This window comes from Escherichia sp. E4385 (assembly GCF_963883145.1).
Taxonomy (GTDB): domain Bacteria; phylum Pseudomonadota; class Gammaproteobacteria; order Enterobacterales; family Enterobacteriaceae; genus Escherichia.
Map to the genome: position 1 here is coordinate 178,645 of NZ_CAWOOJ010000019.1, position 24,136 is coordinate 202,780.

22 protein-coding genes are annotated in these 24,136 nt (G+C 51.5%); 11 read left to right on the forward strand and 11 right to left on the reverse strand.

The genetic code is table 11. From position 1 onward, the window contains the following. Nucleotide 1 precedes the first annotated feature (1 nt). From ssnA to ghxQ, 6 genes are all read left to right on the forward strand, one after another. On the forward strand, nt 2-1,330 hold the full coding sequence (ssnA, locus tag AACS80_RS19745; protein ID WP_135410352.1) for a putative aminohydrolase SsnA: 1,329 nt from the start codon (nt 2-4) through the stop codon (nt 1,328-1,330). 50 nt (nt 1,331-1,380) lie between these two features. Then, nucleotides 1,381-2,160, forward strand: coding sequence for a molybdopterin-dependent oxidoreductase FAD-binding subunit (gene ygfM, locus AACS80_RS19750; RefSeq protein WP_130259390.1), 780 nt, complete (start codon nt 1,381-1,383; stop codon nt 2,158-2,160). Further along, nucleotides 2,157-5,027 carry a molybdopterin-dependent oxidoreductase Mo/Fe-S-binding subunit gene (locus AACS80_RS19755; protein WP_135410353.1) on the forward strand — a complete coding sequence of 957 codons (2,871 nt, stop codon included), beginning with the start codon at nt 2,157-2,159 and terminating at the stop codon, nt 5,025-5,027. The genes ygfM and AACS80_RS19755 overlap by 4 nt, the downstream gene beginning before the upstream one ends. Before the next feature lie 166 nt (nt 5,028-5,193). Continuing rightward, a complete protein-coding gene (gene xanQ / locus AACS80_RS19760) occupies nt 5,194-6,594 on the forward strand; it encodes a xanthine/proton symporter XanQ (protein ID WP_131161985.1) in 1,401 nt (466 codons plus the stop codon). Nucleotides 6,595-6,611: 17 nt separating this feature from the next. Further along, nucleotides 6,612-7,928: a guanine deaminase gene (guaD, locus tag AACS80_RS19765; protein ID WP_131162014.1), complete on the forward strand. Its 1,317-nt coding sequence runs from the start codon at nt 6,612-6,614 to the stop codon at nt 7,926-7,928. A 35-nt stretch (nt 7,929-7,963) separates the two neighbouring features. Further along, nucleotides 7,964-9,331 carry a guanine/hypoxanthine transporter GhxQ gene (ghxQ, locus tag AACS80_RS19770; protein WP_135410354.1) on the forward strand — a complete coding sequence of 456 codons (1,368 nt, stop codon included), beginning with the start codon at nt 7,964-7,966 and terminating at the stop codon, nt 9,329-9,331. Nucleotides 9,332-9,364: 33 nt separating this feature from the next. Here ghxQ and AACS80_RS19775 read toward each other — a convergent pair whose 3' ends face one another. Both AACS80_RS19775 and ygfT read right to left on the reverse strand, forming a co-directional pair. Continuing rightward, on the reverse strand, nt 9,365-9,853 hold the full coding sequence (locus tag AACS80_RS19775) for a 4Fe-4S dicluster domain-containing protein (RefSeq protein ID WP_130221466.1): 489 nt from the start codon (nt 9,851-9,853) through the stop codon (nt 9,365-9,367). After that, nucleotides 9,853-11,772, reverse strand: a complete 1,920-nt coding sequence (ygfT, locus tag AACS80_RS19780) for a formate-dependent uric acid utilization protein YgfT (protein ID WP_135410355.1) — start codon at nt 11,770-11,772, stop codon at nt 9,853-9,855. Before ygfT ends, AACS80_RS19775 begins: the two co-directional genes overlap by 1 nt. A gap of 436 nt (nt 11,773-12,208) precedes the next feature. Between ygfT and uacT the strand changes: the two genes are divergently transcribed. Next, nucleotides 12,209-13,657 carry a urate/proton symporter UacT gene (gene uacT, locus AACS80_RS19785; protein WP_130207816.1) on the forward strand — a complete coding sequence of 483 codons (1,449 nt, stop codon included), beginning with the start codon at nt 12,209-12,211 and terminating at the stop codon, nt 13,655-13,657. A gap of 1 nt (nt 13,658) precedes the next feature. Next, a complete protein-coding gene (locus AACS80_RS19790) occupies nt 13,659-13,784 on the forward strand; it encodes a hypothetical protein (RefSeq protein WP_130207818.1) in 126 nt (41 codons plus the stop codon). Nucleotides 13,785-13,798: 14 nt separating this feature from the next. On the opposite strand, the gene AACS80_RS19795 is transcribed toward AACS80_RS19790, so the two are convergent. After that, nucleotides 13,799-13,852: a hypothetical protein gene (locus AACS80_RS19795; RefSeq protein WP_123057966.1), complete on the reverse strand. Its 54-nt coding sequence runs from the start codon at nt 13,850-13,852 to the stop codon at nt 13,799-13,801. Between the two features lie 54 nt (nt 13,853-13,906). Between AACS80_RS19795 and idi the strand changes: the two genes are divergently transcribed. Next, nucleotides 13,907-14,455 (forward strand): isopentenyl-diphosphate Delta-isomerase, encoded by a 549-nt coding sequence (gene idi / locus AACS80_RS19800; protein WP_135410356.1) that lies wholly within the window; start codon nt 13,907-13,909, stop codon nt 14,453-14,455. Between the two features lie 43 nt (nt 14,456-14,498). Here the strand turns inward: idi and lysS are convergent, their stop codons facing one another. The 5 genes from lysS to xerD form a co-directional block, all read right to left on the reverse strand. After that, entirely contained in the window at nt 14,499-16,016 is a 1,518-nt protein-coding gene (gene lysS, locus AACS80_RS19805; protein WP_021529652.1) for a lysine--tRNA ligase, read from the reverse strand. 9 nt (nt 16,017-16,025) lie between these two features. Continuing rightward, nucleotides 16,026-17,124 (reverse strand): peptide chain release factor 2 gene (gene prfB / locus AACS80_RS19810; protein ID WP_096179399.1). Its coding sequence is split into 2 segments (ribosomal slippage): nt 16,026-17,048 and nt 17,050-17,124, totalling 1,098 coding nucleotides; the frame shifts between segments, so codons are not numbered across the junction. A 91-nt stretch (nt 17,125-17,215) separates the two neighbouring features. Then, nucleotides 17,216-18,949, reverse strand: coding sequence for a single-stranded-DNA-specific exonuclease RecJ (gene recJ / locus AACS80_RS19815; protein ID WP_138183935.1), 1,734 nt, complete (start codon nt 18,947-18,949; stop codon nt 17,216-17,218). 5 nt (nt 18,950-18,954) lie between these two features. Then, nucleotides 18,955-19,665: a bifunctional protein-disulfide isomerase/oxidoreductase DsbC gene (dsbC, locus tag AACS80_RS19820; RefSeq protein WP_130207826.1), complete on the reverse strand. Its 711-nt coding sequence runs from the start codon at nt 19,663-19,665 to the stop codon at nt 18,955-18,957. Nucleotides 19,666-19,689: 24 nt separating this feature from the next. Continuing rightward, the gene (xerD, locus tag AACS80_RS19825) at nt 19,690-20,586 is read right to left on the reverse strand and encodes a site-specific tyrosine recombinase XerD (protein ID WP_064529792.1); all 897 of its coding nucleotides are present in this window, start codon (nt 20,584-20,586) and stop codon (nt 19,690-19,692) included. 111 nt (nt 20,587-20,697) lie between these two features. On the opposite strand from xerD, the gene fldB reads away from it, so the two are divergent. Then, a complete protein-coding gene (gene fldB / locus AACS80_RS19830; protein ID WP_130207828.1) occupies nt 20,698-21,219 on the forward strand; it encodes a flavodoxin FldB in 522 nt (173 codons plus the stop codon). 39 nt (nt 21,220-21,258) lie between these two features. Here the strand turns inward: fldB and AACS80_RS19835 are convergent, their stop codons facing one another. Both AACS80_RS19835 and sdhE read right to left on the reverse strand, forming a co-directional pair. Then, on the reverse strand, nt 21,259-21,666 hold the full coding sequence (locus AACS80_RS19835) for a protein YgfX (protein ID WP_000244781.1): 408 nt from the start codon (nt 21,664-21,666) through the stop codon (nt 21,259-21,261). Continuing rightward, nucleotides 21,647-21,913, reverse strand: a complete 267-nt coding sequence (sdhE, locus tag AACS80_RS19840) for an FAD assembly factor SdhE (RefSeq protein WP_000354046.1) — start codon at nt 21,911-21,913, stop codon at nt 21,647-21,649. The genes AACS80_RS19835 and sdhE overlap by 20 nt, the downstream gene beginning before the upstream one ends. A gap of 251 nt (nt 21,914-22,164) precedes the next feature. Between sdhE and ygfZ the strand changes: the two genes are divergently transcribed. Beyond that, on the forward strand, nt 22,165-23,145 hold the full coding sequence (ygfZ, locus tag AACS80_RS19845) for a tRNA-modifying protein YgfZ (protein ID WP_130207830.1): 981 nt from the start codon (nt 22,165-22,167) through the stop codon (nt 23,143-23,145). Between the two features lie 314 nt (nt 23,146-23,459). On the opposite strand, the gene trhA is transcribed toward ygfZ, so the two are convergent. Further along, nucleotides 23,460-24,119 carry a PAQR family membrane homeostasis protein TrhA gene (trhA, locus tag AACS80_RS19850; protein ID WP_135410357.1) on the reverse strand — a complete coding sequence of 220 codons (660 nt, stop codon included), beginning with the start codon at nt 24,117-24,119 and terminating at the stop codon, nt 23,460-23,462. Nucleotides 24,120-24,136 lie beyond the last annotated feature (17 nt).

The following is a 24,136-nucleotide window of genomic DNA, read 5'->3' on the forward strand; positions in this document are numbered from 1 at the left end:
CATGTTGATTCTGAAGAATGTCACCGCAGTACAGCTACACCCGGCGAAAGTGCAGGAAGGCGTCGATATCGCCATCGAAAATGATGTGATTATCGCTATCGGCAACGCCCTGACACACCGCTACCCTGAAGCCAACTACAAAGAGATGCATGGTCGGATTGTAATGCCGGGGATTGTCTGCTCGCACAACCATTTTTACTCGGGGCTTTCCCGCGGAATTATGGCAAACATCGCCCCCTGCCCAGACTTCATCTCGACGCTGAAAAATCTGTGGTGGCGGCTCGATCGCGCCCTTGATGAAGAATCTCTCTACTACAGCGGACTGATTTGTTCACTGGAAGCAATCAAGAGCGGATGTACATCGGTTATCGATCACCATGCTTCTCCGGCGTATATCGGCGGGTCGCTCTCAACGCTGCGCAACGCATTTTTAAAAGTTGGCCTGCGCGCGATGACCTGTTTTGAAACCACTGACCGTAACAACGGCATTAAAGAGTTACAGGAAGGGGTAGAAGAAAATATCCGCTTCGCCCGTCAGATTGATGATGCGAAGAAAGCGGCAACCGAGCCGTATCTGGTAGAAGCGCATATCGGCGCTCACGCCCCGTTTACCGTGCCGGATGCTGGACTGGAAATGCTGCGCGAAGCAGTGAAAGCTACCGGGCGTGGTTTACACATTCACGCCGCTGAAGACCTTTACGACGTTTCTCACAGTCACCACAGGTACGGCAAAGACCTGCTGGTACGGCTGGCAGAATACGATCTCATCGACAGCAAAACGCTGGTTGCTCACGGTCTGTATTTGTCAAAAGAAGATATTGCTCTGCTCAATCAGCGCGATGCGTTCCTGGTGCATAACGCTCGTTCCAACATGAACAACCACGTCGGCTACAACCACCACCTTAGCGATATTCGCAATCTGGCGTTGGGAACCGACGGCATTGGTTCAGATATGTTTGAAGAGATGAAATTCGCCTTCTTTAAACATCGCGATGCGGGTGGTCCGCTATGGCCTGACAGTTTTGCCAAAGCCCTGACTAACGGCAACGAACTGATAAGCCGCAACTTTGGCGCGAAATTTGGCCTCCTGGAAGCCGGTTATAAAGCAGATTTAACCATTTGCGATTACAACTCGCCGACGCCGCTGCTGGCAGAAAATATCGCCGGACATATCGCCTTTGGTATGGGGTCAGGCAGCGTTCACAGCGTGATGGTCAACGGCGTGATGGTCTATGAAGATCGTCAGTTTAACTTCGATTGCGATTCCATTTATGCGCAAGCCAGAAAAGCCGCTGCCAGTATGTGGCGTCGTATGGATGCATTGGCATAAATGACAAAAACCCTCTTCCTTCAGGGAAGAGGGTTAAATAAGGAAAGAAGATGATTGAACAATTTTTCAGGCCCGACTCTGTCGAACAGGCGCTGGAACTGAAGCGCCGCTACCAGGATGAAGCCGTCTGGTTTGCCGGCGGCAGCAAACTCAACGCCACGCCAACCCGCACCGATAAAAAGATTGCCATTTCCTTACAAGATCTGGAACTGGACTGGGTTGACTGGGATAACGGCGCACTGCGTATTGGTGCAATGTCTCGCTTACAGCCACTGCGTGATGCGCGCTTTATTCCTGCGGCACTGCGCGAAGCACTCGGTTTTGTTTACTCTCGCCATGTTCGTAATCAGTCGACTATTGGTGGCGAAATCGCCGCCCAGCAGGAAGAATCGGTGTTGCTTCCCGTTCTGCTGGCTCTGGATGCTGAACTGGTTTTTGGCAATGGTGAAACACTGTCAATCGAAGAGTACCTGGCCTGCCCATGCGATCGCCTGCTAACCGAAATCATCATTAAAGATCCGTACCGCACCTGTGCGACTCGCAAAATTAGCCGTTCCCAGGCTGGATTAACGGTAGTGACAGCAGCCGTAGCGTTAACCGACCACGACGGTATGCGAATTGCGCTGGATGGCGTCACCAGTAAAGCACTGCGTCTTCACGATGTCGAAAAACAAAATTTGGAAGGCTATGCACTTGAACAGGCTGTCGCCAACGCCATTTTCCCGCAGGAAGATTTGCGGGGCAGCGTGGCCTATAAACGCTATATCACGGGAGTTCTGGTAGCCGACCTGTATGCCGACTGCCAACAGGCTGGGGAGGAAGCCGTATGAATATCCACTTTACTTTAAATGGCGCGCCCCAGGAGCTAAAGGCCAATCCTGGTGAGAACGTGCAAAAGCTGTTGTTTGGCATGGGTATGCACTCTGTGCGCAACAGTGATGATGGCTTCGGTTTTGCCGGTTCTGACGCGATTCTTTTTAACGGTAATATCCTTAACGCCTCCCTGTTGATAGCAGCACAGTTAGAAAACGCAGACATTCTCACCACTGAATCCTTAGGCAAATGGAATGAATTAAGTCTGGTTCAACAGGCAATGGTTGATGTCGGCGTGGTGCAGTCCGGTTATAACGATCCGGCTGCGGCTCTGATTATCACCGATCTTCTCGATCGCATCGCCACACCAACCCGCGAAGAGATCGACGACGCGCTTTCTGGTCTGTTCAGCCGCGATGCTGGCTGGCAGCAATACTACCAGGTCATTGAACTGGCGGTTGCACGTAAAAATAACCCACAGGCTACGATTGATATCGCCCCAACTTTCCGCGATGACCTTGAAGTTATTGGTAAACATTACCCGAAAACCGACGCTGCCAAAATGGTGCAGGCAAAACCCTGCTATGTTGAAGACCGCGTAACCGCTGACGCCTGCGTCATTAAAATGTTACGTAGCCCACACGCTCACGCACTGATTACCCATCTGGATGTCAGTAAAGCCGAGGCTTTACCGGGCGTTGTTCACGTTATTACTCACCTGAATTGCCCGGATATCTACTACACACCTGGTGGTCAGAGCGCACCGGAACCGTCACCGCTTGACCGCCGTATGTTCGGCAAGAAAATGCGCCACGTCGGCGATCGCGTGGCTGCGGTCGTAGCTGAAAATGAAGAAATTGCGCTCGAAGCACTGAAGCTCATCGACGTTGAATATGAGGTGCTTAAGCCAGTAATGTCGATTGACGAGGCAATGGCGGAAGATGCGCCTGTCGTACACGATGAACCGGTGGTGTATGTTGCTGGTGCGCCAGATACTCTGGAAGACGATAACAGCCATGCAGCCCAGCGCGGCGAGCATATGATCATCAACTTCCCTATCGGTTCTCGCCCTCGCAAAAATATCGCCGCCAGTATTCATGGTCATATTGGTGATATGGACAAAGGCTTTGCCGACGCCGATGTGATCATTGAACGAACCTATAATTCAACTCAGGCACAACAGTGCCCGACTGAAACACACATCTGCTTTACCCGCATGGACGGCGATCGTCTGGTTATCCACGCGTCCACTCAAGTACCGTGGCACCTGCGTCGCCAGGTTGCGCGTCTCGTGGGCATGAAACAGCATAAAGTTCATGTCATTAAAGAACGCGTAGGCGGCGGTTTTGGGTCTAAACAGGACATCCTGCTGGAAGAAGTGTGCGCCTGGGCAACCTGCGTGACCGGGCGTCCGGTACTGTTCCGCTACACCCGTGAAGAAGAGTTTATTGCTAATACTTCTCGTCACGTCGCGAAAGTTACCGTAAAACTGGGGGCCAAAAAAGATGGTCGCCTGACGGCAGTGAAGATGGATTTCCGCGCCAACACAGGCCCTTACGGCAACCACTCACTCACCGTACCGTGTAACGGACCGGCGCTATCACTGCCGTTATATCCGTGCGATAACGTCGATTTCCAGGTCACCACCTACTACAGCAACATCTGCCCAAATGGTGCTTATCAGGGTTATGGCGCACCGAAAGGTAACTTCGCTATCACTATGGCATTAGCAGAACTGGCTGAACAGTTGCAGATCGACCAGCTGGAAATTATCGAACGTAACCGGGTACACGAAGGGCAAGAGCTGAAGATTCTCGGCGCAATTGGCGAAGGTAAAGCGCCGACCTCCGTTCCTTCTGCTGCCAGCTGCGCACTGGAAGAGATCCTGCGTCAGGGGCGTGAGATGATCCAATGGTCTTCACCTAAAGCGCAGGAAGGTGACTGGTGCGTGGGTCGTGGCGTCGCCATTATTATGCAGAAATCAGGTATCCCTGATATCGATCAGGCTAACTGCATGATCAAACTGGAATCAGACGGTACATTTATCGTCCATTCTGGTGGTGCTGACATCGGTACGGGTCTGGATACTGTAGTCACTAAACTGGCGGCCGAAGTGCTGCATTGTCCACCGCAGGACGTGCATGTTATCTCCGGTGATACCGATCATGCGTTGTTTGATAAAGGCGCGTATGCCTCGTCCGGCACTTGCTTCTCAGGCAACGCCGCACGTATGGCAGCGGAAAATTTACGCGACAAAATCCTTTTCCACGGCGCGCAAATGTTGGGTGAGCCACTGGAAGATGTTCAACTGGCAACGCCGGGTGTCGTTCGCGGCAAGAAAGGCGAAGTCAGTTTCGGGGATATTGCCCATAAAGGCGAAACTGGTACTGGCTTTGGTTCACTGGTGGGAACAGCCAGTTACATCACGCCTGATTTCGCCTTCCCGTATGGGGCAAACTTCGCTGAAGTGGCCGTCAATACACGTACCGGTGAAATCCGCCTGGATAAATTCTACGCCTTGCTGGATTGCGGTACTCCGGTCAACCCGGAGTTAGCGTTGGGGCAGATCTACGGCGCTACCCTCCGAGCTATCGGCCACAGCATGAGCGAAGAGATCATTTATGACGCCAAAGGACACCCATTAACGCGTGATTTACGCAGCTATGGCGCGCCGAAAATTGGCGACATTCCGCGTGATTTCCGCGCTGTGCTGGTGCCGAGTGACGATAAAGTCGGCCCATTCGGGGCGAAATCAATCTCGGAGATCGGCGTGAACGGTGCAGCACCGGCAATTGCTACCGCAATTCACGATGCTTGCGGCATTTGGTTACGCGAATGGCATTTCACACCGGAGAAAATACTCACCGCACTGAAAAAAATATAAATAATAAATGGCCGCTTCGGCGGCCAGTTTCCCTTGTATTAAAGATAACTAATTAGTAACTGCGAAAATGAGATAAGCCGTTCTCAAGGCGTCCTGCGCCCCAAATTCGTGGGAATTTATTTTACTGATTCAGATGATCAAATTTACTTTATAAAGGAGTGAAGGGATGTCTGATATAAACCATGCAGGTTCTGACCTTATATTTGAACTGGAGGATCGCCCTCCTTTTCATCAGGCTATCGTTGGTGCCATTACCCATCTATTGGCAATTTTCGTCCCAATGGTAACACCCGCGCTAATTGTGGGGGCGGCCTTACAACTTTCCGCAGAAACCACAGCCTACCTGGTTTCCATGGCGATGATCGCTTCTGGTATTGGTACCTGGTTGCAGGTAAATCGTTATGGCATCGTCGGTTCTGGTCTACTCTCAATTCAGTCAGTCAATTTTTCATTTGTGACAGTCATGATTGCGCTGGGTAGCAGCATGAAAAGCGACGGTTTCCATGAAGAATTAATCATGTCGTCACTCCTCGGCGTCTCCTTCGTTGGTGCCTTTCTGGTGGTCGGAGCCTCTTTTATTCTTCCTTATTTACGCAGAGTAATTACTCCCACTGTCAGTGGTATTGTTGTACTGATGATCGGCTTAAGCCTGATTAAAGTTGGCATTATTGATTTTGGCGGTGGTTTTGCCGCCAAGAGCAGTGGCACGTTCGGCAACTACGAGCACCTTGGCGTTGGTTTACTGGTGCTGATTGTGGTTATTGGCTTTAACTGTTGTCGCAGTCCGCTACTACGTATGGGCGGAATCGCCATTGGTCTGTGCGTGGGTTATGCGGTTTCATTATGCCTTGGCATGGTGGACTTCAGCAGTTTACGCAATCTCCCCCTCATTACTATTCCCCATCCTTTCAAATACGGATTTAATTTCAACCTCCATCAGTTCCTGGTGGTCGGCACCATTTATCTGCTTAGTGTGCTGGAAGCGGTAGGGGATATCACCGCCACAGCAATGGTTTCCCGCCGCCCTATCCAGGGAGAAGAATATCAGTCACGCCTGAAAGGCGGCGTGCTGGCAGATGGTCTGGTTTCGGTTATCGCCTCCGCCGTCGGTTCATTACCATTAACCACTTTTGCACAAAATAATGGCGTAATACAGATGACTGGCGTCGCTTCACGTTATATCGGGCGCACCATTGCGGTAATGCTGGTTATCCTTGGATTATTTCCGATGATCGGCGGCTTCTTCACCACTATTCCCTCGGCAGTTCTGGGTGGTGCAATGACGTTGATGTTTTCCATGATTGCCATTGCGGGTATCCGCATCATTATTACCAACGGATTAAAGCGCCGTGAAACACTTATTGTCGCCACTTCTTTAGGTTTAGGACTTGGTGTTTCTTATGACCCCGAAATTTTTAAAATATTGCCCGCCTCAATATATGTATTAGTTGAAAATCCTATTTGTGCCGGAGGCCTAACTGCGATTTTATTAAATATTATCCTCCCTGGTGGCTACCGACAGGAAAACGTTCTGCCGGGTATTACCTCTGCGGAAGAGATGGATTAACAGTAAAGGAGTCAATGATGTCAGGGGAACACACGTTAAAAGCAGTACGAGGCAGTTTTATTGATGTCACCCGTACTGTCGATAATCCAGAAGAGATCGCTTCTGCGCTGCGATTTATTGAGGATGGTTTATTACTCATTAAACAGGGGAAAGTGGAATGGTTTGGTGAATGGGAACAGGGCAAGCATCAAATCCCGGACACCATTCGCGTCCGTGATTATCGCGGCAAATTGATTGTACCGGGCTTTGTCGATACGCATATCCATTATCCGCAGAGTGAAATGGTCGGTGCCTATGGCGAGCAGTTACTGGAATGGCTGAATAAACACACCTTCCCTACTGAGCGCCGTTATGAGGATTTAGAGTACGCCCGCGAAATGTCGGCGTTCTTCATCAAGCAGCTTTTACGTAACGGAACCACCACGGCGCTGGTGTTTGGTACCGTCCATCCGCAATCCGTTGATGCGCTGTTTGAAGCCGCCAGTCATATCAATATGCGCATGATTGCCGGTAAGGTGATGATGGACCGCAACGCACCGGATTATCTGCTCGATACTGCCGAAAGCAGCTATCACCAAAGCAAAGAACTGATCGAACGCTGGCACAAAAATGGTCGTCTGTTATATGCCATTACACCACGCTTCGCCCCAACATCTTCACCTGAACAGATGGCGATGGCGCAACGCCTGAAAGAAGAGTATCCAGATACGTGGGTACATACCCATCTCTGTGAAAACAAAGATGAAATTGCCTGGGTGAAATCACTCTATCCTGAACATGATGGTTATCTGGATGTTTACCACCAGTACGGGCTGACAGGGAAAAACTGCGTCTTTGCTCACTGCGTCCATCTCGAAGAAAAAGAGTGGGATCGTCTCAGCGAAACCAAATCCAGCATCGCTTTCTGCCCAACTTCAAACCTCTACCTGGGCAGTGGTCTATTCAACCTACAAAAAGCCTGGAAGAAAAAAGTCAAAGTGGGCATGGGAACTGACATTGGTGCCGGAACCACCTTCAACATGCTGCAAACGTTGAATGAAGCCTACAAAGTATTGCAGTTACAGGGATACCGCCTCTCCGCGTATGAAGCGTTTTACCTTGCCACCCTTGGTGGCGCGAAATCTCTGGGCCTTGATGACCTTATCGGCAACTTTTTACCCGGCAAAGAGGCTGATTTTGTGGTGATGGAACCCACGGCCACACCACTACAGCAGCTGCGCTATGACAACTCTGTTTCTTTAGTCGACAAATTGTTCGTGATGATGACGTTGGGCGATGACCGTTCGATCTACCGCACCTACGTTGATGGTCGTCTGGTGTACGAACGCAACTAATAATAAAACCTTAACATCCTCGTGAGGACATCATTATGTCTGGAGACATCCTACAAACACCGGTCGCACCAAAGCCACAGGGCGCGCTGGATAATTATTTTAAAATAACCGCTCGTGGCAGTACCGTTCGCCAGGAAGTACTGGCAGGCTTAACCACCTTTCTGGCCATGGTTTATTCTGTAATCGTGGTTCCCGGCATGTTGGGCAAAGCTGGTTTTCCCCCTGCTGCAGTCTTTGTTGCTACTTGTCTGGTCGCGGGCTTCGGTTCGCTGCTAATGGGGCTGTGGGCCAATTTGCCAATGGCGATCGGCTGCGCCATCTCCTTGACGGCATTTACCGCATTCAGTCTGGTACTCGGGCAACAAATTAGCGTTCCCGTCGCGCTGGGCGCGGTCTTCCTGATGGGCCTCATCTTCACCGCCATCTCGGTAACCGGTATACGAACCTGGATCTTACGCAATTTACCGATGGGTATCGCCCACGGAACAGGCATTGGTATCGGCCTGTTCCTGCTGCTGATTGCAGCTAACGGCGTTGGTATGGTTATCAAAAACCCGATTGAAGGTTTACCGGTAGCGCTCGGGGCATTTACCTCTTTCCCTGTGATGATGAGCTTGCTGGGATTAGCGGTAATTTTTGGTCTGGAGAAGTGCCGCGTACCAGGAGGGATCTTACTGGTAATTATCGCCATCTCGATAATCGGCTTAATCTTTGACCCCGCGGTGGAATACCACGGTCTGGTGGCGATGCCGAGCCTGACAGGAGAAGATGGTAAGTCGCTAATTTTCAGCCTCGACATTATGGGTGCACTCCAGCCAACCGTTCTCCCGAGTGTACTGGCACTGGTGATGACCGCCGTATTTGATGCCACCGGCACCATCCGCGCAGTAGCCGGTCAGGCGAATCTCCTGGATAAAGACAACCAGATAATCAACGGTGGTAAAGCCCTGACCAGCGATTCCGTCAGCTCGATATTTTCTGGGCTGGTAGGTGCTGCGCCTGCGGCGGTCTATATCGAATCTGCTGCAGGAACAGCTGCGGGTGGCAAAACAGGTCTGACAGCGACGATTGTTGGCTTACTGTTCCTGTTGATTCTGTTTTTATCACCGTTATCGTTTCTGATCCCCGGTTATGCCACAGCGCCCGCACTGATGTACGTGGGTCTGCTGATGCTAAGTAACGTCTCAAAACTGGACTTCAATGACTTTATTGATGCGATGGCGGGCCTGGTTTGCGCTGTCTTTATCGTCCTGACCTGTAATATCGTCACCGGCATTATGCTGGGCTTTGTAACTCTCGTAGTGGGTCGTGTTTTTGCTCGCGAATGGAACAAACTCAATATTGGTACTGTCATCATAACTGTCGCCCTGGTCGCGTTTTACGCGGGTGGTTGGGCTATCTAGAAGAACCTCCGCGCCATACAGCGCGGAGTTTTGTCAGAGTGGATTCTTGCCGCTGGCAGCAATACGCTGCTGGCGGACTCGCCTGAGTTCTCCTTCGGTTAACAACTGCAACGCCTGCGTCGGGCAAGATGCAACGCAAGCCGGTCCCTCTTCCCGCTGTTCGCAAAGGTCACATTTCACGATTTCTGGCCGAACATTTCCCGGCCACATTTGAATTGTGATCATCCCAAACGGACACGCGCTGACGCAACTCTGGCAGCCGATACAACGGGCAGAATTTGCCTGCACCACCTGCTCACCCATCGTCAGCGCCTGCACGGGGCAGGCCCCAACGCAAGGCGCATTTTCGCACTGGTGACACATCACCGGAGCACTAATTCGATCCAAACGCTGCACCTTTAAGCGAGGCAAAAAGAAGCTGGCATTTAAAGTCTGCTCTGACGGATGGGCGACAACACAGGCTACTTCACAAGTGCGACAGCCAATACAGTCAGCCGGATTAACGATAATTAACGATTTCATCACGATGCCTTCGTATCAAACATAGTTAACATATCGCGCGCCGCCTGCCGTCCTGCCGCCATTGCAGTGACAACGAGATCCGCACCATGAACCGCGTCCCCCCCGGCAAAGACCTTTTTCAGATGCGTCTGAGTAGCGAAATATCCCGCGTCACCGGTTTTAATCAGTCCCCATTTATCGAGTTTTATTCCACTCCCCTGTAACCACGGCATTGCATGTGCCTGAAAACCAAACGCCATAATCAGAACATCGGCGGGCAGTTCAAACTCAGAGCCCGCCACCGGACGTGGACGACGGCGCCCATCTGGTCCCGGCTCGCCCATTGCGGTACGAATCAGGCCCACCGCAGTTAAACGCCCATCATCGTCACAAGCAATATATTGCGGCTGAACATTGAACTGAAACTCAACGCCTTCCTCGCGCGCGTTGACTACCTCTTTACGCGAACCGGGCATACTGACTTCATCACGGCGATACGCGCAGGTCACACTGGCAGCATTGAGGCGGATGGAAGTACGCAAACAATCCATTGTCGTATCGCCGCCACCCAAAACCACGACGCGTTTACCTTCAACATCCGTCAGCGGATACTCTTCAGACTCCGGCAGTCCCATAAGCTGGCGGGTATGGGCAGTCAGGAACGGGAGCGCCTGAATGACGCCCGGCGCATCTTCATGCGGCAGATCTGCACGCATCATGCCGTAAGTCCCCACGCCGAGGAAAATAGCATCATATTCCGCCGTTAATTCGTTGAAAGAGATATCGCGGCCAATTTCACAATTGAGATGAAAGTCGATTCCCATTGCGGTGAATATCTCCCGCCGCTGGCTTAATACCATTTTATCGAGCTTGAACGGAGGAATGCCAAAAGTCAGCATACCGCCAATTTCTGGATGGCGATCAAAGACATCAACATGAACACCCGCCCTCGCCAGAATGTCGGCACATCCCAGCCCCGCGGGTCCTGCGCCAATCACCGCCACTTTTTCTATGCGGGGAACAACCTGGCTGACATCAGGACGCCAGCCCATCGCCAGCGCAGTATCAGTAATATAGCGTTCCAGATTACCGATAGAGACTGCGCCAGAGTGATCTTTTAAAGTACATGCGCCTTCACAAAGCCGGTCCTGCGGACACACCCTACCGCAAATTTCCGGTAATGAACTGGTCTGGTGGCAGAGTTCTGCCGCTTCAATAATCTTCCCTTCCTGCACCAGGCGGACGTAATCAGGGATAGCGTTATGCAGCGGGCAATGCCAGTTACAGTTGGCTTTTTCGGCGCAATAGACACAACGGTCGCTTTCATACGCCGCTTGTTTTTGATCAAGGCCGCAATAAATTTCGCCAAAGTGGGTCTTCCGCTCGCTTGCTGTAACTTTATCCGCCCCTTTGCGTGGAGTGACAGGGAGCAATGCCTCGCGACGCGATGATTGTGGTTTTTCCGATGCTTTTCCCTCCGCCGTCCTGCGCTGTCGCAGCGTTTTCATCTGCTGCAAGCCGCTCTCATCCATCAGCCGCAACGCCTGGGTTGGGCAAACTTCAATACAGGCTTGCGCGCCGGAATTGCGCTGGTTACAAAGGTCACATTTCTGCGCAATAGCATCGACCATCTCAATTACCCCAAAGGGGCAAGCGATTGCGCATCTTTTACAACCAATGCATTTTTGTTCGTCCAGTTGTACGCTATCGGGCTGGAAAGTCAGGGCATTTACCGGGCAAGCCGTAACGCAGGGGGCATTGTTGCAATGATGGCAAGCCACTGGATTTGCAGCCAGACCTTTCCCAACAACGTGGATACGGGGGCGAAAATCACCATGACTCTGCGGCCAGTTTTCTTGATTATGAGCCACCGCACAGGCAATTTCACAGGCATGACAGCCTATACATTCCGCAGCATCAGCTGCGATAAACTTGTTCATTTGCATCCCTTTCATTTGATGAGTTATGTCTTCTCAAATGTCGCAATGCAATAAACGGGCATATATGAGGAAACGAGTCAGTTTTAATTATAATTTTGTGAGAGATATCAAATTATCGCCCCTCAATCTGTGCCGTTTTCAATATTTAAACATCGCCGTTCAAAAAAATGCCATCCGGATAAAAAGTATTAAATACGAGAGTGCGACATGCCAGAATGATTAATGAAATATCAATATGAGAAAATTAAAGATAATTTCATTGTCTATTTTTATTCTCATTTTCTCGGTTTAACCCCGATTATGTGATTGCCCCCGCATTTCCATCTTGTAACGTCCCCTCCTTGTGAAAACTGGCATCCCACGAGCATGTCATTAAAGAGTTTTAGTGAACGTAAACGGTTGCTTTTTACTCTGGCGAGCGAAAGGAGAAAGACTGATGAGCGCCATAGATTCTCAAATTCCCTCATCTTCAGGGCAAGACCGCCCAACGGATGAGGTGGACCGCATATTATCACCAGGAAAGCTGATCATACTCGGTCTGCAACACGTCCTTGTTATGTACGCAGGCGCAGTCGCCGTCCCACTTATGATTGGTGACAGACTCGGACTCTCGAAAGAAGCTATCGCAATGCTGATTAGCTCCGATCTCTTTTGCTGCGGTATCGTCACATTATTGCAATGTATCGGCATTGGTCGCTTTATGGGAATTCGCCTGCCGGTGATTATGTCGGTGACCTTTGCGGCTGTAACACCAATGATTGCCATTGGGATGAACCCGGATATCGGTCTGCTGGGGATTTTTGGCGCGACCATTGCGGCCGGTTTTATCACCACGCTATTAGCACCACTTATTGGTCGCTTAATGCCTTTATTCCCACCGTTAGTTACCGGTGTGGTTATTACCTCTATCGGCCTGAGTATTATTCAGGTAGGCATTGACTGGGCTGCTGGCGGTAAAGGAAATCCACAATATGGCAATCCGGTTTATTTAACCATTTCCTTCGCCGTCTTAATTTTCATCTTGCTTATCACCCGTTACGCCAAAGGATTTATGTCCAATGTCGCCGTATTACTGGGGATTGTATTTGGCTTCTTGTTGTCGTGGATGATGAATGAAGTGAATCTGTCTGGGCTGAATGATGCTTCGTGGTTCGCCATTGTCACGCCAATGTCGTTTGGTACGCCAGTTTTCGATCCGGTTTCCATTCTGACCATGACCGCAGTGTTAATCATCGTATTTATTGAGTCGATGGGGATGTTCCTGGCCTTGGGGGAAATTGTCGGTAGAAAACTTTCTTCACAAGACATTATTCGCGGGCTACGCGTAGATGGCATAGGGACAATGATTGGCGGCACGTTTAACAGCTTCCCGCATACTTCCTTTTCGCAAAACGTTGGCCTGGTCAGCGTGACGCGCGTTCACAGTCGCTGGGTGTGTATCTCTTCCGGGATTATATTAATCATGTTCGGGATGGTACCCAAAATGGCGGTGCTGGTGGCTTCCATTCCGCAATTTGTACTAGGCGGTGCAGGATTAGTAATGTTCGGTATGGTGCTGGCGACGGGGATCCGCATTCTGTCGCGCTGTAACTACACCACCAACCGCTACAACCTTTATATCGTGGCTATTAGCCTTGGCGTGGGTATGACCCCGACGCTTTCTCATGATTTCTTTTCTAAGTTACCGGCTGTACTGCAACCGTTGTTACATAGCGGCATTATGTTGGCGACTATCAGTGCGGTGGTGCTGAACGTCTTTTTCAATGGTTATCAGCATCATGCCGATCTGGTGAAGGAATCTGTTTCTGATAAAGATTTAAAAGTCAGAACAGTGCGTATGTGGCTTTTGATGCGCAAGCTAAAGAAAAATGAGCATGGTGAATGATATGAACCTATTAATACGCACTATATTCAGTCTGTTATTACTCTTAATGATCTCCATTCCTGTCATTTCTGACTGCGTGGCAATGGCTATTGAAAGTCGCTTCAACTATATGATGCTGCTTTTTTAAATGACCTTTCTCTGTCAGCATCCGCTCAAAACGGGCGGATGCCGATAAACACTCACTTGGTTAATCATTTGACTCTTCAGTTATCTATAATGACGAGTGATTAGAATTACATGTGAGAAATTATGCAAACGGAACACGTCATTTTACTGAATGCACAGGGAGTCCCCTCGGGTACGCTGGAAAAATATGCCGCACACACGGCAGACACCCCCTTACATCTCGCGTTCTCCTGCTGGCTGTTTAATGCTAAGGGACAACTGCTGGTTACCCGCCGCGCACTTAGCAAAAAAGCGTGGCCAGGCGTGTGGACTAACTCGGTGTGCGGTCATCCACAACTGGGCGAAAGCAATGAAGAGGCGGTAATCCGCCGTTGCCGCTATGAACTGGGCGTGGAAATAACGTCACCCGAATCGGTTTATCCAGACTTCCACTATCGCGCCACTGACCCGAATGGCATTGTCGAAAATGAAATGTGTCCAGTCTTTGCCGCACGAATTACCAGCGCGTTACAGCCCAACGGTGATGAAGTGATGGATTATCAATTGTGTGATTTATCAGATGTTTTGCGCGCTATTGATGCTACGCCGTGGGCGTTTAGTCCGTGGATGGTGATGCAGGCAGCCAATAGCAAAGCCAGAAATGTATTATCTGTTTTCGCAAAGAGAGAATAAAAAACCCCGACAAATGCCGGGGTTAAGTGCATACGCGTAACGCTTATTTTACCGGACGCATTGCCGGGAACAGAATAACGTCGCGGATGGTATGGCTGTTGGTGAACAGCATTACCATACGGTCGATACCAATACCCAGACCAGCTGTCGGCGGCAAACCATGTTCCAGTGCGGTGACGTAATCTTCGTCGTAGAACATTGCTTCGTCGTCGCCTGCATCTTTCGCTGCAACCTGATCCAGGAAGCGCTGCGCCTGATCTTCGGCATCGTTCAGCTCGCTAAAGCCGTTACCGATTTCACGACCGCCAATGAAGAACTCAAAGCGGTCAGTGATTTCCGGGTTAACGTCGTTACGACGCGCCAGCGGGGAAACTTCTGCCGGATATTCAGTAATGAAGGTCGGCTGAATCAGATGTGCTTCTGCCACTTCTTCGAAGATCTCGGTAACGATACGGCCCAGACCCCAGCTCTTCTCAACGTGGATGCCGATAGATTCAGCAATCGCTTTCGCAGAGTCGAAGTTGTCCAGATCTGCCATGTCGGTTTCCGGGCGATATTTCTTGATCGCTTCACGCATGGTCAGTTTTTCGAACGGTTTACCGAAGTCCAGCGTTACGTCGCCGTAGGTCACTTCCGTCTTACCGAGAATATTCTGTGCCAGAGTACGGAACAGCGATTCAGTCAGTTCGATCAGATCTTTGTAATCTGCGTAAGCCATGTAGAGTTCCATCATGGTGAACTCTGGGTTATGACGTACGGAAATACCTTCGTTACGGAAGTTACGGTTGATTTCGAACACACGTTCAAAGCCGCCAACCACCAGACGCTTGAGGTACAGTTCCGGCGCAATACGCAGGTACATGTCGAGATCCAGCGCGTTGTGATGGGTGATGAACGGACGCGCAGCCGCACCGCCAGGGATCACCTGCATCATCGGGGTTTCAACTTCCATAAAGCCGCGATTCACCATGAACTGGCGAATACCGGACAGAATTTGCGAACGCACTTTAAAGGTGTTGCGGGATTCATCGTTAGAGATGAGATCCAAATAACGCTGACGATAGCGCGCTTCCTGATCCTGCAAGCCGTGGAATTTGTCCGGCAGCGGACGCAGAGCTTTGGTCAGCAGACGCAGCTCGGTACAGTGGATAGACAGTTCGCCGGTTTTGGTTTTGAACAGTTTACCTTTCGCGCCGAGGATATCGCCGAGGTCCCATTTTTTGAACTGCTCGTTGTAAACGCCTTCCGGCAGATCGTCACGGGCAACGTACAGCTGAATGCGGCCACCCACATCCTGCAGGGTAACGAAAGACGCTTTACCCATAATACGGCGGGTCATCATGCGGCCAGCAACGGCAACTTCGATGTTCAGCGCTTCCAGTTCTTCGTTCTCTTTACCGTCGAATTCTGCGTGCAATTGGTCAGAGGTATGATCGCGACGGAAATCGTTCGGGAAGGCAATCCCCTGCTCGCGCAGGTTCGCCAGCTTCTCACGACGCGTTTTCAGTTCATTGTTAAGATCGACTACCGCGTCAGCGCCCTGTGCGTGTTGTTCAGACATGTTGGTTCCTCATAACCCTGCTTTCAAACTTGCTTCGATAAATTGATCCAGGCTGCCGTCCAGCACGGCCTGCGTGTTGCGGGTTTCTACCCCGGTACGCAGATCTTTAATGCGGGAGTCATCAAGGACATAAGAACGAATCTGGCTGCCCCAGCCGATGTCGGACTTGGTGTCTTCCATCGCCTGTTTCTCGGCATTCTTCTTCTGCATCTCCAGTTCATAAAGCTTCGCTTTCATCTGCTTCATGGCCTGGTCTTTGTTCTTGTGCTGGGAACGGTCGTTCTGGCACTGGGTCACGATCCCGGTTGGGATGTGAGTAATACGCACCGCAGATTCGGTACGGTTAACGTGCTGACCACCCGCGCCGGACGCGCGATAAACGTCAATGCGCAGATCCGCCGGATTGATTTCGATATCAATATCATCATCAACTTCCGGGTAAACAAACGCGGAGCTGAACGACGTGTGGCGACGACCGCCGGAGTCAAACGGACTCTTACGCACCAGGCGGTGAACACCTGTTTCTGTACGCAGCCAGCCGTAAGCGTAATCGCCGGAGATTTTGATCGTCACGGATTTAATACCCGCCACTTCACCTTCCGACTCTTCGATGATTTCAGTTTTGAAACCACGCGATTCTGCCCAGCGCAGATACATACGCTCAAGCATGCTCGCCCAGTCCTGTGCTTCCGTACCGCCAGACCCCGCCTGAATATCGAGGTAGCAGTCGGCGCTGTCATATTCGCCAGAGAACATACGGCGGAATTCAAGCTGCGCCAGTTTTTCTTCCAGGGCGTCGAGTTCAGCAACGGCTTCGTTAAAGGTTTCTTCGTCGTCAGCTTCTACAGCCAGTTCCAGCAGACCAGAAACATCTTCCAGCCCCTGTTTCATTTGGTCGAGGGTGTCGACAACGGCTTCGAGGGAGGAACGCTCTTTACCCAGCGCCTGTGCGCGTTCGGGTTCGTTCCAGACATCCGGCTGTTCCAGCTCGGCGTTTACTTCTTCCAGACGCTCTTTCTTGGCGTCGTAGTCAAAGATACCCCCTAAGAACGTCGGAGCGTTCCGTGAGGTCCTGAATGCGATTATTTACCGGATTAATTTCAAACATGGTCTGATTTCTTTTATTGAGCTAGTCAAAATGCGGTGATAAGAGCGGGATTGTACCGGATCCCGGCTCAATTTTATACATACTAAATTCGTCAGACAGGCCAGATATTGTCGATGATAATTTGCAGGCTGCGGTTGCCGCGAAACTCGTTGATATCCAGTTTATAGGCTAGTTGCACTTCACGCACACCGTTATCCGGCCAGAGGGCCGTATCAACGTTAAACGCAATACCATCCAGCAACGGGCCACCACCGACCGGTTCGACCATCACTTTCAGATGACGCTCGCCTACCAACCGCTGTTGCAGCAGGCGGAAATGGCCATCAAACAGTGGTTCCGGGAACATCTGCCCCCACGGGCCAGCATCACGTAGCAGCTGCGCCACTTCCATGGTCATCTCTTCAGCGCTTAACGGGCCGTCGGAGACGACTTCACCCTGTAATAATGCGGGGTCCAGCCACTCGGTAACCAGTTCGCCAAAGCGTTGCTGAAAAAGTTCGAATTTACCCTCTTCCAGCGACAGGCCTGCCGCCATCGCATGGCCGCCAAACTTGAGCATCATGCCCGGATAGAGCGTGTCTAAGCGCTCCAGCGCATCGCGCATATGCAGCCCCTGAATGGAGCGTCCAGAACCTTTTAACGTACCGTCTCCCGCTGGCGCAAACGCAATAACCGGACGGTGAAAACGCTCTTTAATACGCGAAGCCAGAATACCGACAACCCCCTGATGCCATTCAGGATGATACATTGCCAGCCCGCCGGGCAGCGTGTCGCGACTTCGCTCCAGTTTCTCGCACAGAGTCAGCGCCTCAACCTGCATTCCCTGTTCAATCTCTTTGCGCGTCTGGTTTAGGGCGTCGAGTTCATTTGCCAGCACACGCGCTTCGCCGATGTTGTCGCACAGTAACAGCGCCACTCCGACGGACATATCATCCAGTCGCCCGGCAGCATTGAGACGTGGCCCCAGCGCAAAACCTAAATCGCTGGCGGCGAGTTTTTGCGGATCGCGGTTTGCCACTTCCAGCAGCGCTTTAATCCCTGGGCGGCACTTCCCGGCGCGGATTCGGCTCATGCCCTGCCAGGTCAGGATACGGTTATTCGCATCCAGCGGCACCACGTCCGCCACCGTCCCAAGCGCCACCAGATCCAGCAACTCCGCCAGATTAGGGATTGCAATGCCACGGTCATCAAACCAGCCCTGATCGCGCAAAAAGGTGCGCAGCGCCAGCATCAGATAAAATGCGACGCCTACGCCTGCCAGTGACTTCGATGGAAAGTCACAGTCACGCAAGTTAGGGTTAATAATGGCTTCCGCCGCGGGTAACGTATCGCCCGGCAAATGGTGATCGGTAACAATAACCGGAATGCCCAGCGTGCGAGCGTGTTCAACGCCCGCGTGAGAGGAAATGCCGTTATCCACCGTCACAATCAACTGCGCGCCACGGGCATGCGCCTGCTCAACCACTTCCGGGCTTAAGCCGTAACCGTCTTCAAAACGGTTCGGCACCAGGAAGTCGATGTTGGCGCAGCCAAGCGAACGCATCGCCAGCACGCTAAGGGCGGTACTGGTGGCGCCGTCGGCGTCGAAATCTCCGACCACAATTATCCGCGTTCCTTCGCGAAAAGCGTTGTAAAGGATCTCAACGGCCTTTTCGACGCCGCTCAGTTGCTGCCAGGGCAGCATCCCTTTAACACCGCGTTCCAGTTCCTGCGCGCTACGCACGCCCCGGCTGGCGTATAAACGACGCAGCAAGGGCGGCAGATCAGCAGGCAGGTCTGCCGTTTCATCGATTTCACGGCGACGAAGTTTTATCTGTTGTTTCACGCGAATTATTTACCGCTGGTCATTTTTTGGTGTTCGTCGAGGAATTCTTTCATGTCTTTCGGCGGCTGGTAGCCTGGCACCAGAGTACCGTTGCTCAGCACAATCGCCGGAGTACCGCTGACGCCAAGCTGGACGCCAAGCGCGTAATGGTTGGCAATATCCACGTCGCAACTGGCTGGCGCGACGCTTTTACCCGCCATCACATCATCAAACGCTTTGTTTTTATCTTTCGCACACCAGATGGCTTTCATTTGTTGCTCAGCCTGGCTCTCCAACCCCTGGCGCGGGAAAGCGAGATAACGCACGGTGATCCCCAGCGCGTTGTAGTCTGCCATCTGCTCATGCAGCTTGTGGCAGTAGCCACAAGTAATATCGGTGAACACGGTGATGACGTGTTTTTCCTGCGGCGCTTTATAAACAATCATATCTTTTTCAAGCGCGTTCAGTTGCTTTAACAGCATCTTATTGGTGACATTGACCGGAGCCGTGCCGCTAACGTCATACATTGGCCCCTGAATGATATGTTTACCATCATCGGTGATGTACAACACACCGCTGTTAGTCAGAACTGTCTTCATGCCAGCCACGGGCGCGGGCTGGATATCGCTGCTTTTGATGCCCATTTTGGCTAACGTTTGTTGAATTGCCGCGTCATCCGCTTGAACAAAGCCTGAAAACGCCGCCAACAAAGTAAATAACATAAAACCTTTCTTCATAAATCTTCCCGTTCTTTTCAGACATCACGCCCGTGGGTGATGCTGTTGATGAAGTTGCCGCAGACGCTCGGTAGCGACATGCGTATAAATTTGCGTGGTGGAGAGATCGCTATGGCCCAACAACATCTGCACCACGCGTAAGTCCGCACCATGATTTAACAAATGAGTGGCAAAGGCATGACGCAACACATGCGGTGACAGCTTTTCGCTATCGATACCCGCCAGCACGGCATAATGTTTAATGCGGTGCCAAAAGGTCTGGCGCGTCATCTGCTGCGCGCGCTGGCTGGGAAACAGCACATCAATCGACACACCGTTCAATAGCCATGGCCGCCCGTGTTCCAGATAATTTTCCAGCCAGTAGACCGCCTCTTCACCTAATGGCACCAGGCGTTCTTTGTTGCCTTTACCAATGACCCGTACCACGCCCTGGCGCAGGCTGATATCACTCATTGTCAGCCCGACCAGTTCCGAGACACGCAGCCCGGTAGCATACAACACTTCAAGCATGGCTTTGTCGCGAAGCTCCAGAGGCTGATCGACTAAAGGTGCCTGTAATAATCTTTCAACCTGCGCTTCGCTTAAATCTTTCGGCAAACGCTGGGGCAATTTCGGCGAAGCCAGATGCGCACTGGGATCGTCTTCACGAAACTTTTCGCGATAAAGATACTGGAACAATCGGCGCACCGCACTCAGCAAACGTGCTGAACTGGTGGCTTTATACCCGCCCTCCAGCCGTTCTGCCAGTAATGCCTGCAAATCGTCACTTTGTGCCGTTGCCAGCGTCAGCCCACGATGATGCAACCACTCCACCATCATTGACAGATCGCGACGGTATGCGTTCAACGTATTTTCGGCGAGATTTTTTTCCAGCCACAGGGCATCCAGAAACTGCTCGATGCGTGCCAGATCTTGTTTCACTTGCGCCCCTTATCGTTACTCGTTTGATCCATTATGCCTTATTGTGCCGTGACTAAAGCGATTCTGATACACTAGCCGCAAAAGCCACAGCAGAATCGAGAAGCTTACGTTATGAATATGGGTCTTTTTTACGGTTCCAGCACCTGTTACACCGAAATGGCGGCGGAAAAAATCCGCGATATTATCGGCCCAGAACTGGTGACCTTACATAACCTCAAGGACGACTCCCCGAAATTAATGGAGCAGTACGATGTGCTCATTCTGGGTATCCCGACCTGGGATTTTGGCGAAATCCAGGAAGACTGGGAAGCCGTCTGGGATCAGCTCGACGACCTGAACCTCGAAGGTAAAATTGTTGCGTTATATGGGCTTGGCGATCAGCTGGGATACGGCGAGTGGTTCCTTGATGCGCTCGGCATGCTGCATGACAAACTCTCGACCAAAGGCGTGAAGTTCGTCGGCTACTGGCCAACGGAAGGATATGAGTTTACCAGCCCGAAACCGGTGATTGCTGACGGACAGCTGTTCGTGGGTCTGGCGCTGGATGAAACTAACCAGTATGACCTTAGCGACGAGCGTATTCAGAGCTGGTGTGAGCAAATCCTTAACGAAATGGCAGAGTATTACGCCTGATGTGACTGACGGCTTTGCGCATTAGCGTTGCCGTCATGTTTACCTTTGCGTCTCTTGTTGCAACAAAATTCGCCGTAAATCCCGCCATTCGGCTTCGTCCATGCTGTCTGCTGCCAGCCATAAATGTTGCCGTTTGCCACTATCAGAACGTAAACGCAGCATCATGCCGCTTTTAATCATCCACGGCGCTTTGACGATGCTCCACTCCTGCCCTTGCCAACGCAAACGCCCGTCCATCAACAGGCGAATCTCCCCCTGACGAGCATTAATGCGCCGCTGGCTGCGAACGCAATCAAACACCACCAGCGAAAGCAACACCATCCATAACGGGGTGTAACTGAGCGGCCAGGGCATGAGTAAAATAACAGCGGCAACCAGCCCATGAATCAGCAAGGAAAGCCACTGTGCGCGCCAGGAGACGCGCAAATCAGATTGCCACAGGACCACGTTCCCGGTTCCGTGTCTGGATAAGTCGGACCATCATTTCCAGTTCTGCATCGGCCGGTTTACCGTGATTCATCAGCCAGTTGAACAGGTCCGGGTCGTCGCATTCCAGCAGACGAATAAAGATGCGTTTTTCGTCATCACTTAAGCTGTCGTACTCATGTTCGAAAAACGGCATGATTGAAATATCGAGTTCGCGCATACCACGGCGGCATGCCCAATGAATGCGGGCTTTGTTGTTAATGTCCATCTTCTTCCTGTCTCACGAAAATCCAGTACCAGGCTATTGTAACGTGTTTTTCGACTTCTTTTGCGGGAATATCGGTAAACTCAATCGCGATCGCGAAATTAATCCGCAACAATTCAATGGCTTCATTTTTTTGGATGTCGCCTCGCAAAGCATATCAGAAGGCACAGATCGCGTAGTGAAAGCACTTGCATTGCCTCATAGCTCTTTTACCATTAGTCATTAATACGCCGTTTGTTACACAGGACTCCATTATGGCTTTTACACCTTTTCCTCCCCGTCAGCCTACGGCTTCTGCCCGTTTACCACTGACGCTGATGACGCTTGATGACTGGGCGCTTGCCACCATTACTGGCGCGGACAGCGAAAAATATATGCAGGGTCAGGTGACAGCAGACGTCAGCCAGATGTCAGAAGACCAGCATTTGCTCGCCGCGCATTGCGACGCCAAAGGTAAAATGTGGAGCAATTTACGTCTGTTCCGCGACGGCGATGGCTTTGCGTGGATTGAACGCCGCAGCGTGCGTGATTCGCAGCTGACTGAACTGAAAAAATATGCGGTGTTTTCTAAAGTGACCATCGTGCCGGACGATGAACGTGTGCTGCTCGGTGTTGCCGGTTTTCAGGCACGCGCCGCGCTGGAAAATCTCTTCAGCGAAATGCCTTCGAAGGAAAAACAGGTAGTTAGAGAAGGTGCGACCACACTGCTATGGTTTGAACATCCGGCAGAACGTTTTCTGATCGTAACCGATGAAGCTACCGCTAATACTTTGACCGATAAACTGCGCGGTGAAGCGGAACTGAACAATAGCCAACAGTGGCTGGCATTAAACATTGAAGCGGGTTTCCCTGTTATTGACGCTGCTAACAGTGGGCAGTTTATCCCGCAGGCGACTAACCTTCAGGCGCTGGGCGGTATCAGCTTTAAGAAAGGCTGCTATACCGGGCAAGAGATGGTGGCACGAGCTAAGTTCCGCGGAGCCAACAAACGCGCGCTCTGGTTGCTGGCGGGTAGCGCCAGCCGTTTGCCGGCAGCTGGTGAAGACTTAGAGCTGAAAATGGGCGAAAACTGGCGTCGTACCGGTACGGTGCTGGCTGCGGTAAAACTGGAAGATGGTCAGGTAGTGGTTCAGGTCGTCATGAATAACGATATGGAACCGGACAGCATCTTCCGCGTTCGTGATGATGCGAATACATTGCGTATCGAGCCGCTGCCGTATTCGCTGGAAGAGTAAATCGCTGTATCGCTTCGGGCATCTATTGCCTGATGCGACGCTGGCGCGTCTTATCAGGCATGGGATTTGGTGCCTTTTTCACAAATGGGAAGCGGCCCGTAGGCCGGATAAGGCGTTCACACCACATCCGGCAGTTGCGCTCCGATGCCTGATGCGACGCTGGCGCCTCTTATCAGGCCTGGGATTTGGTGCCTTTTTCACAAGTGGGAAGCGGCCCGTAGGCCGGATAAGGCGTTCACGCCGCATCCGGCAGTTGCGCTCCGATGCCTGATGCGACGCTGGTGCGTCTTTTCATGCCAACAAAGACACAGCCATTACGGCTGTCCAATATACAAATAGATCGCCAGGAAATGGCACACACTGCCGCCGAGCACAAAGCCGTGCCAGATGGCGTGGTTGTAAGGGATGCGTTTGCAGACGTAGAAAATCACCCCAAGCGAGTAAACCACACCGCCTACTGCCAGTAAGGTAACGCTGCCCGCCGCGAGCTTAACTACCATTTCATAAATCACCACCAGTGACAGCCACCCCATCGCCAGATAAGTCACCAGAGATAAAATTTTGAATCGGTGCGCGATGGTCAGTTTGAACAGAATCCCCAGCAATGCCAGGCTCCAGATAACAATCATCAACCCGCGCGCTAACGGAGAATCCAGCCCCACCAGCAAAAACGGCGTGTAGGTTCCGGCAATCAACAGGTAAATGGCGCAATGGTCAAATTTCTTCAGCCACATTTTTGCCCGTTGATGGGGAATGGCGTGATAAAGCGTCGAAGCGAGGAACAGCAGGATCATACTGCCGCCATAAAGGCTGTAACTGGTTATCGCCGTGGCGCTGGCATTAAGATCCACCGCCTGAACCAGTAGCAATACCAACCCGACGATACCAAACACCAGCCCAATACCGTGACTGATGCTGTTGGCAATTTCCTCTGCCAGCGAATATCCCTGCTTAATGAGAGGCTTCTGAACCATAACTTACTCCGGAGAAA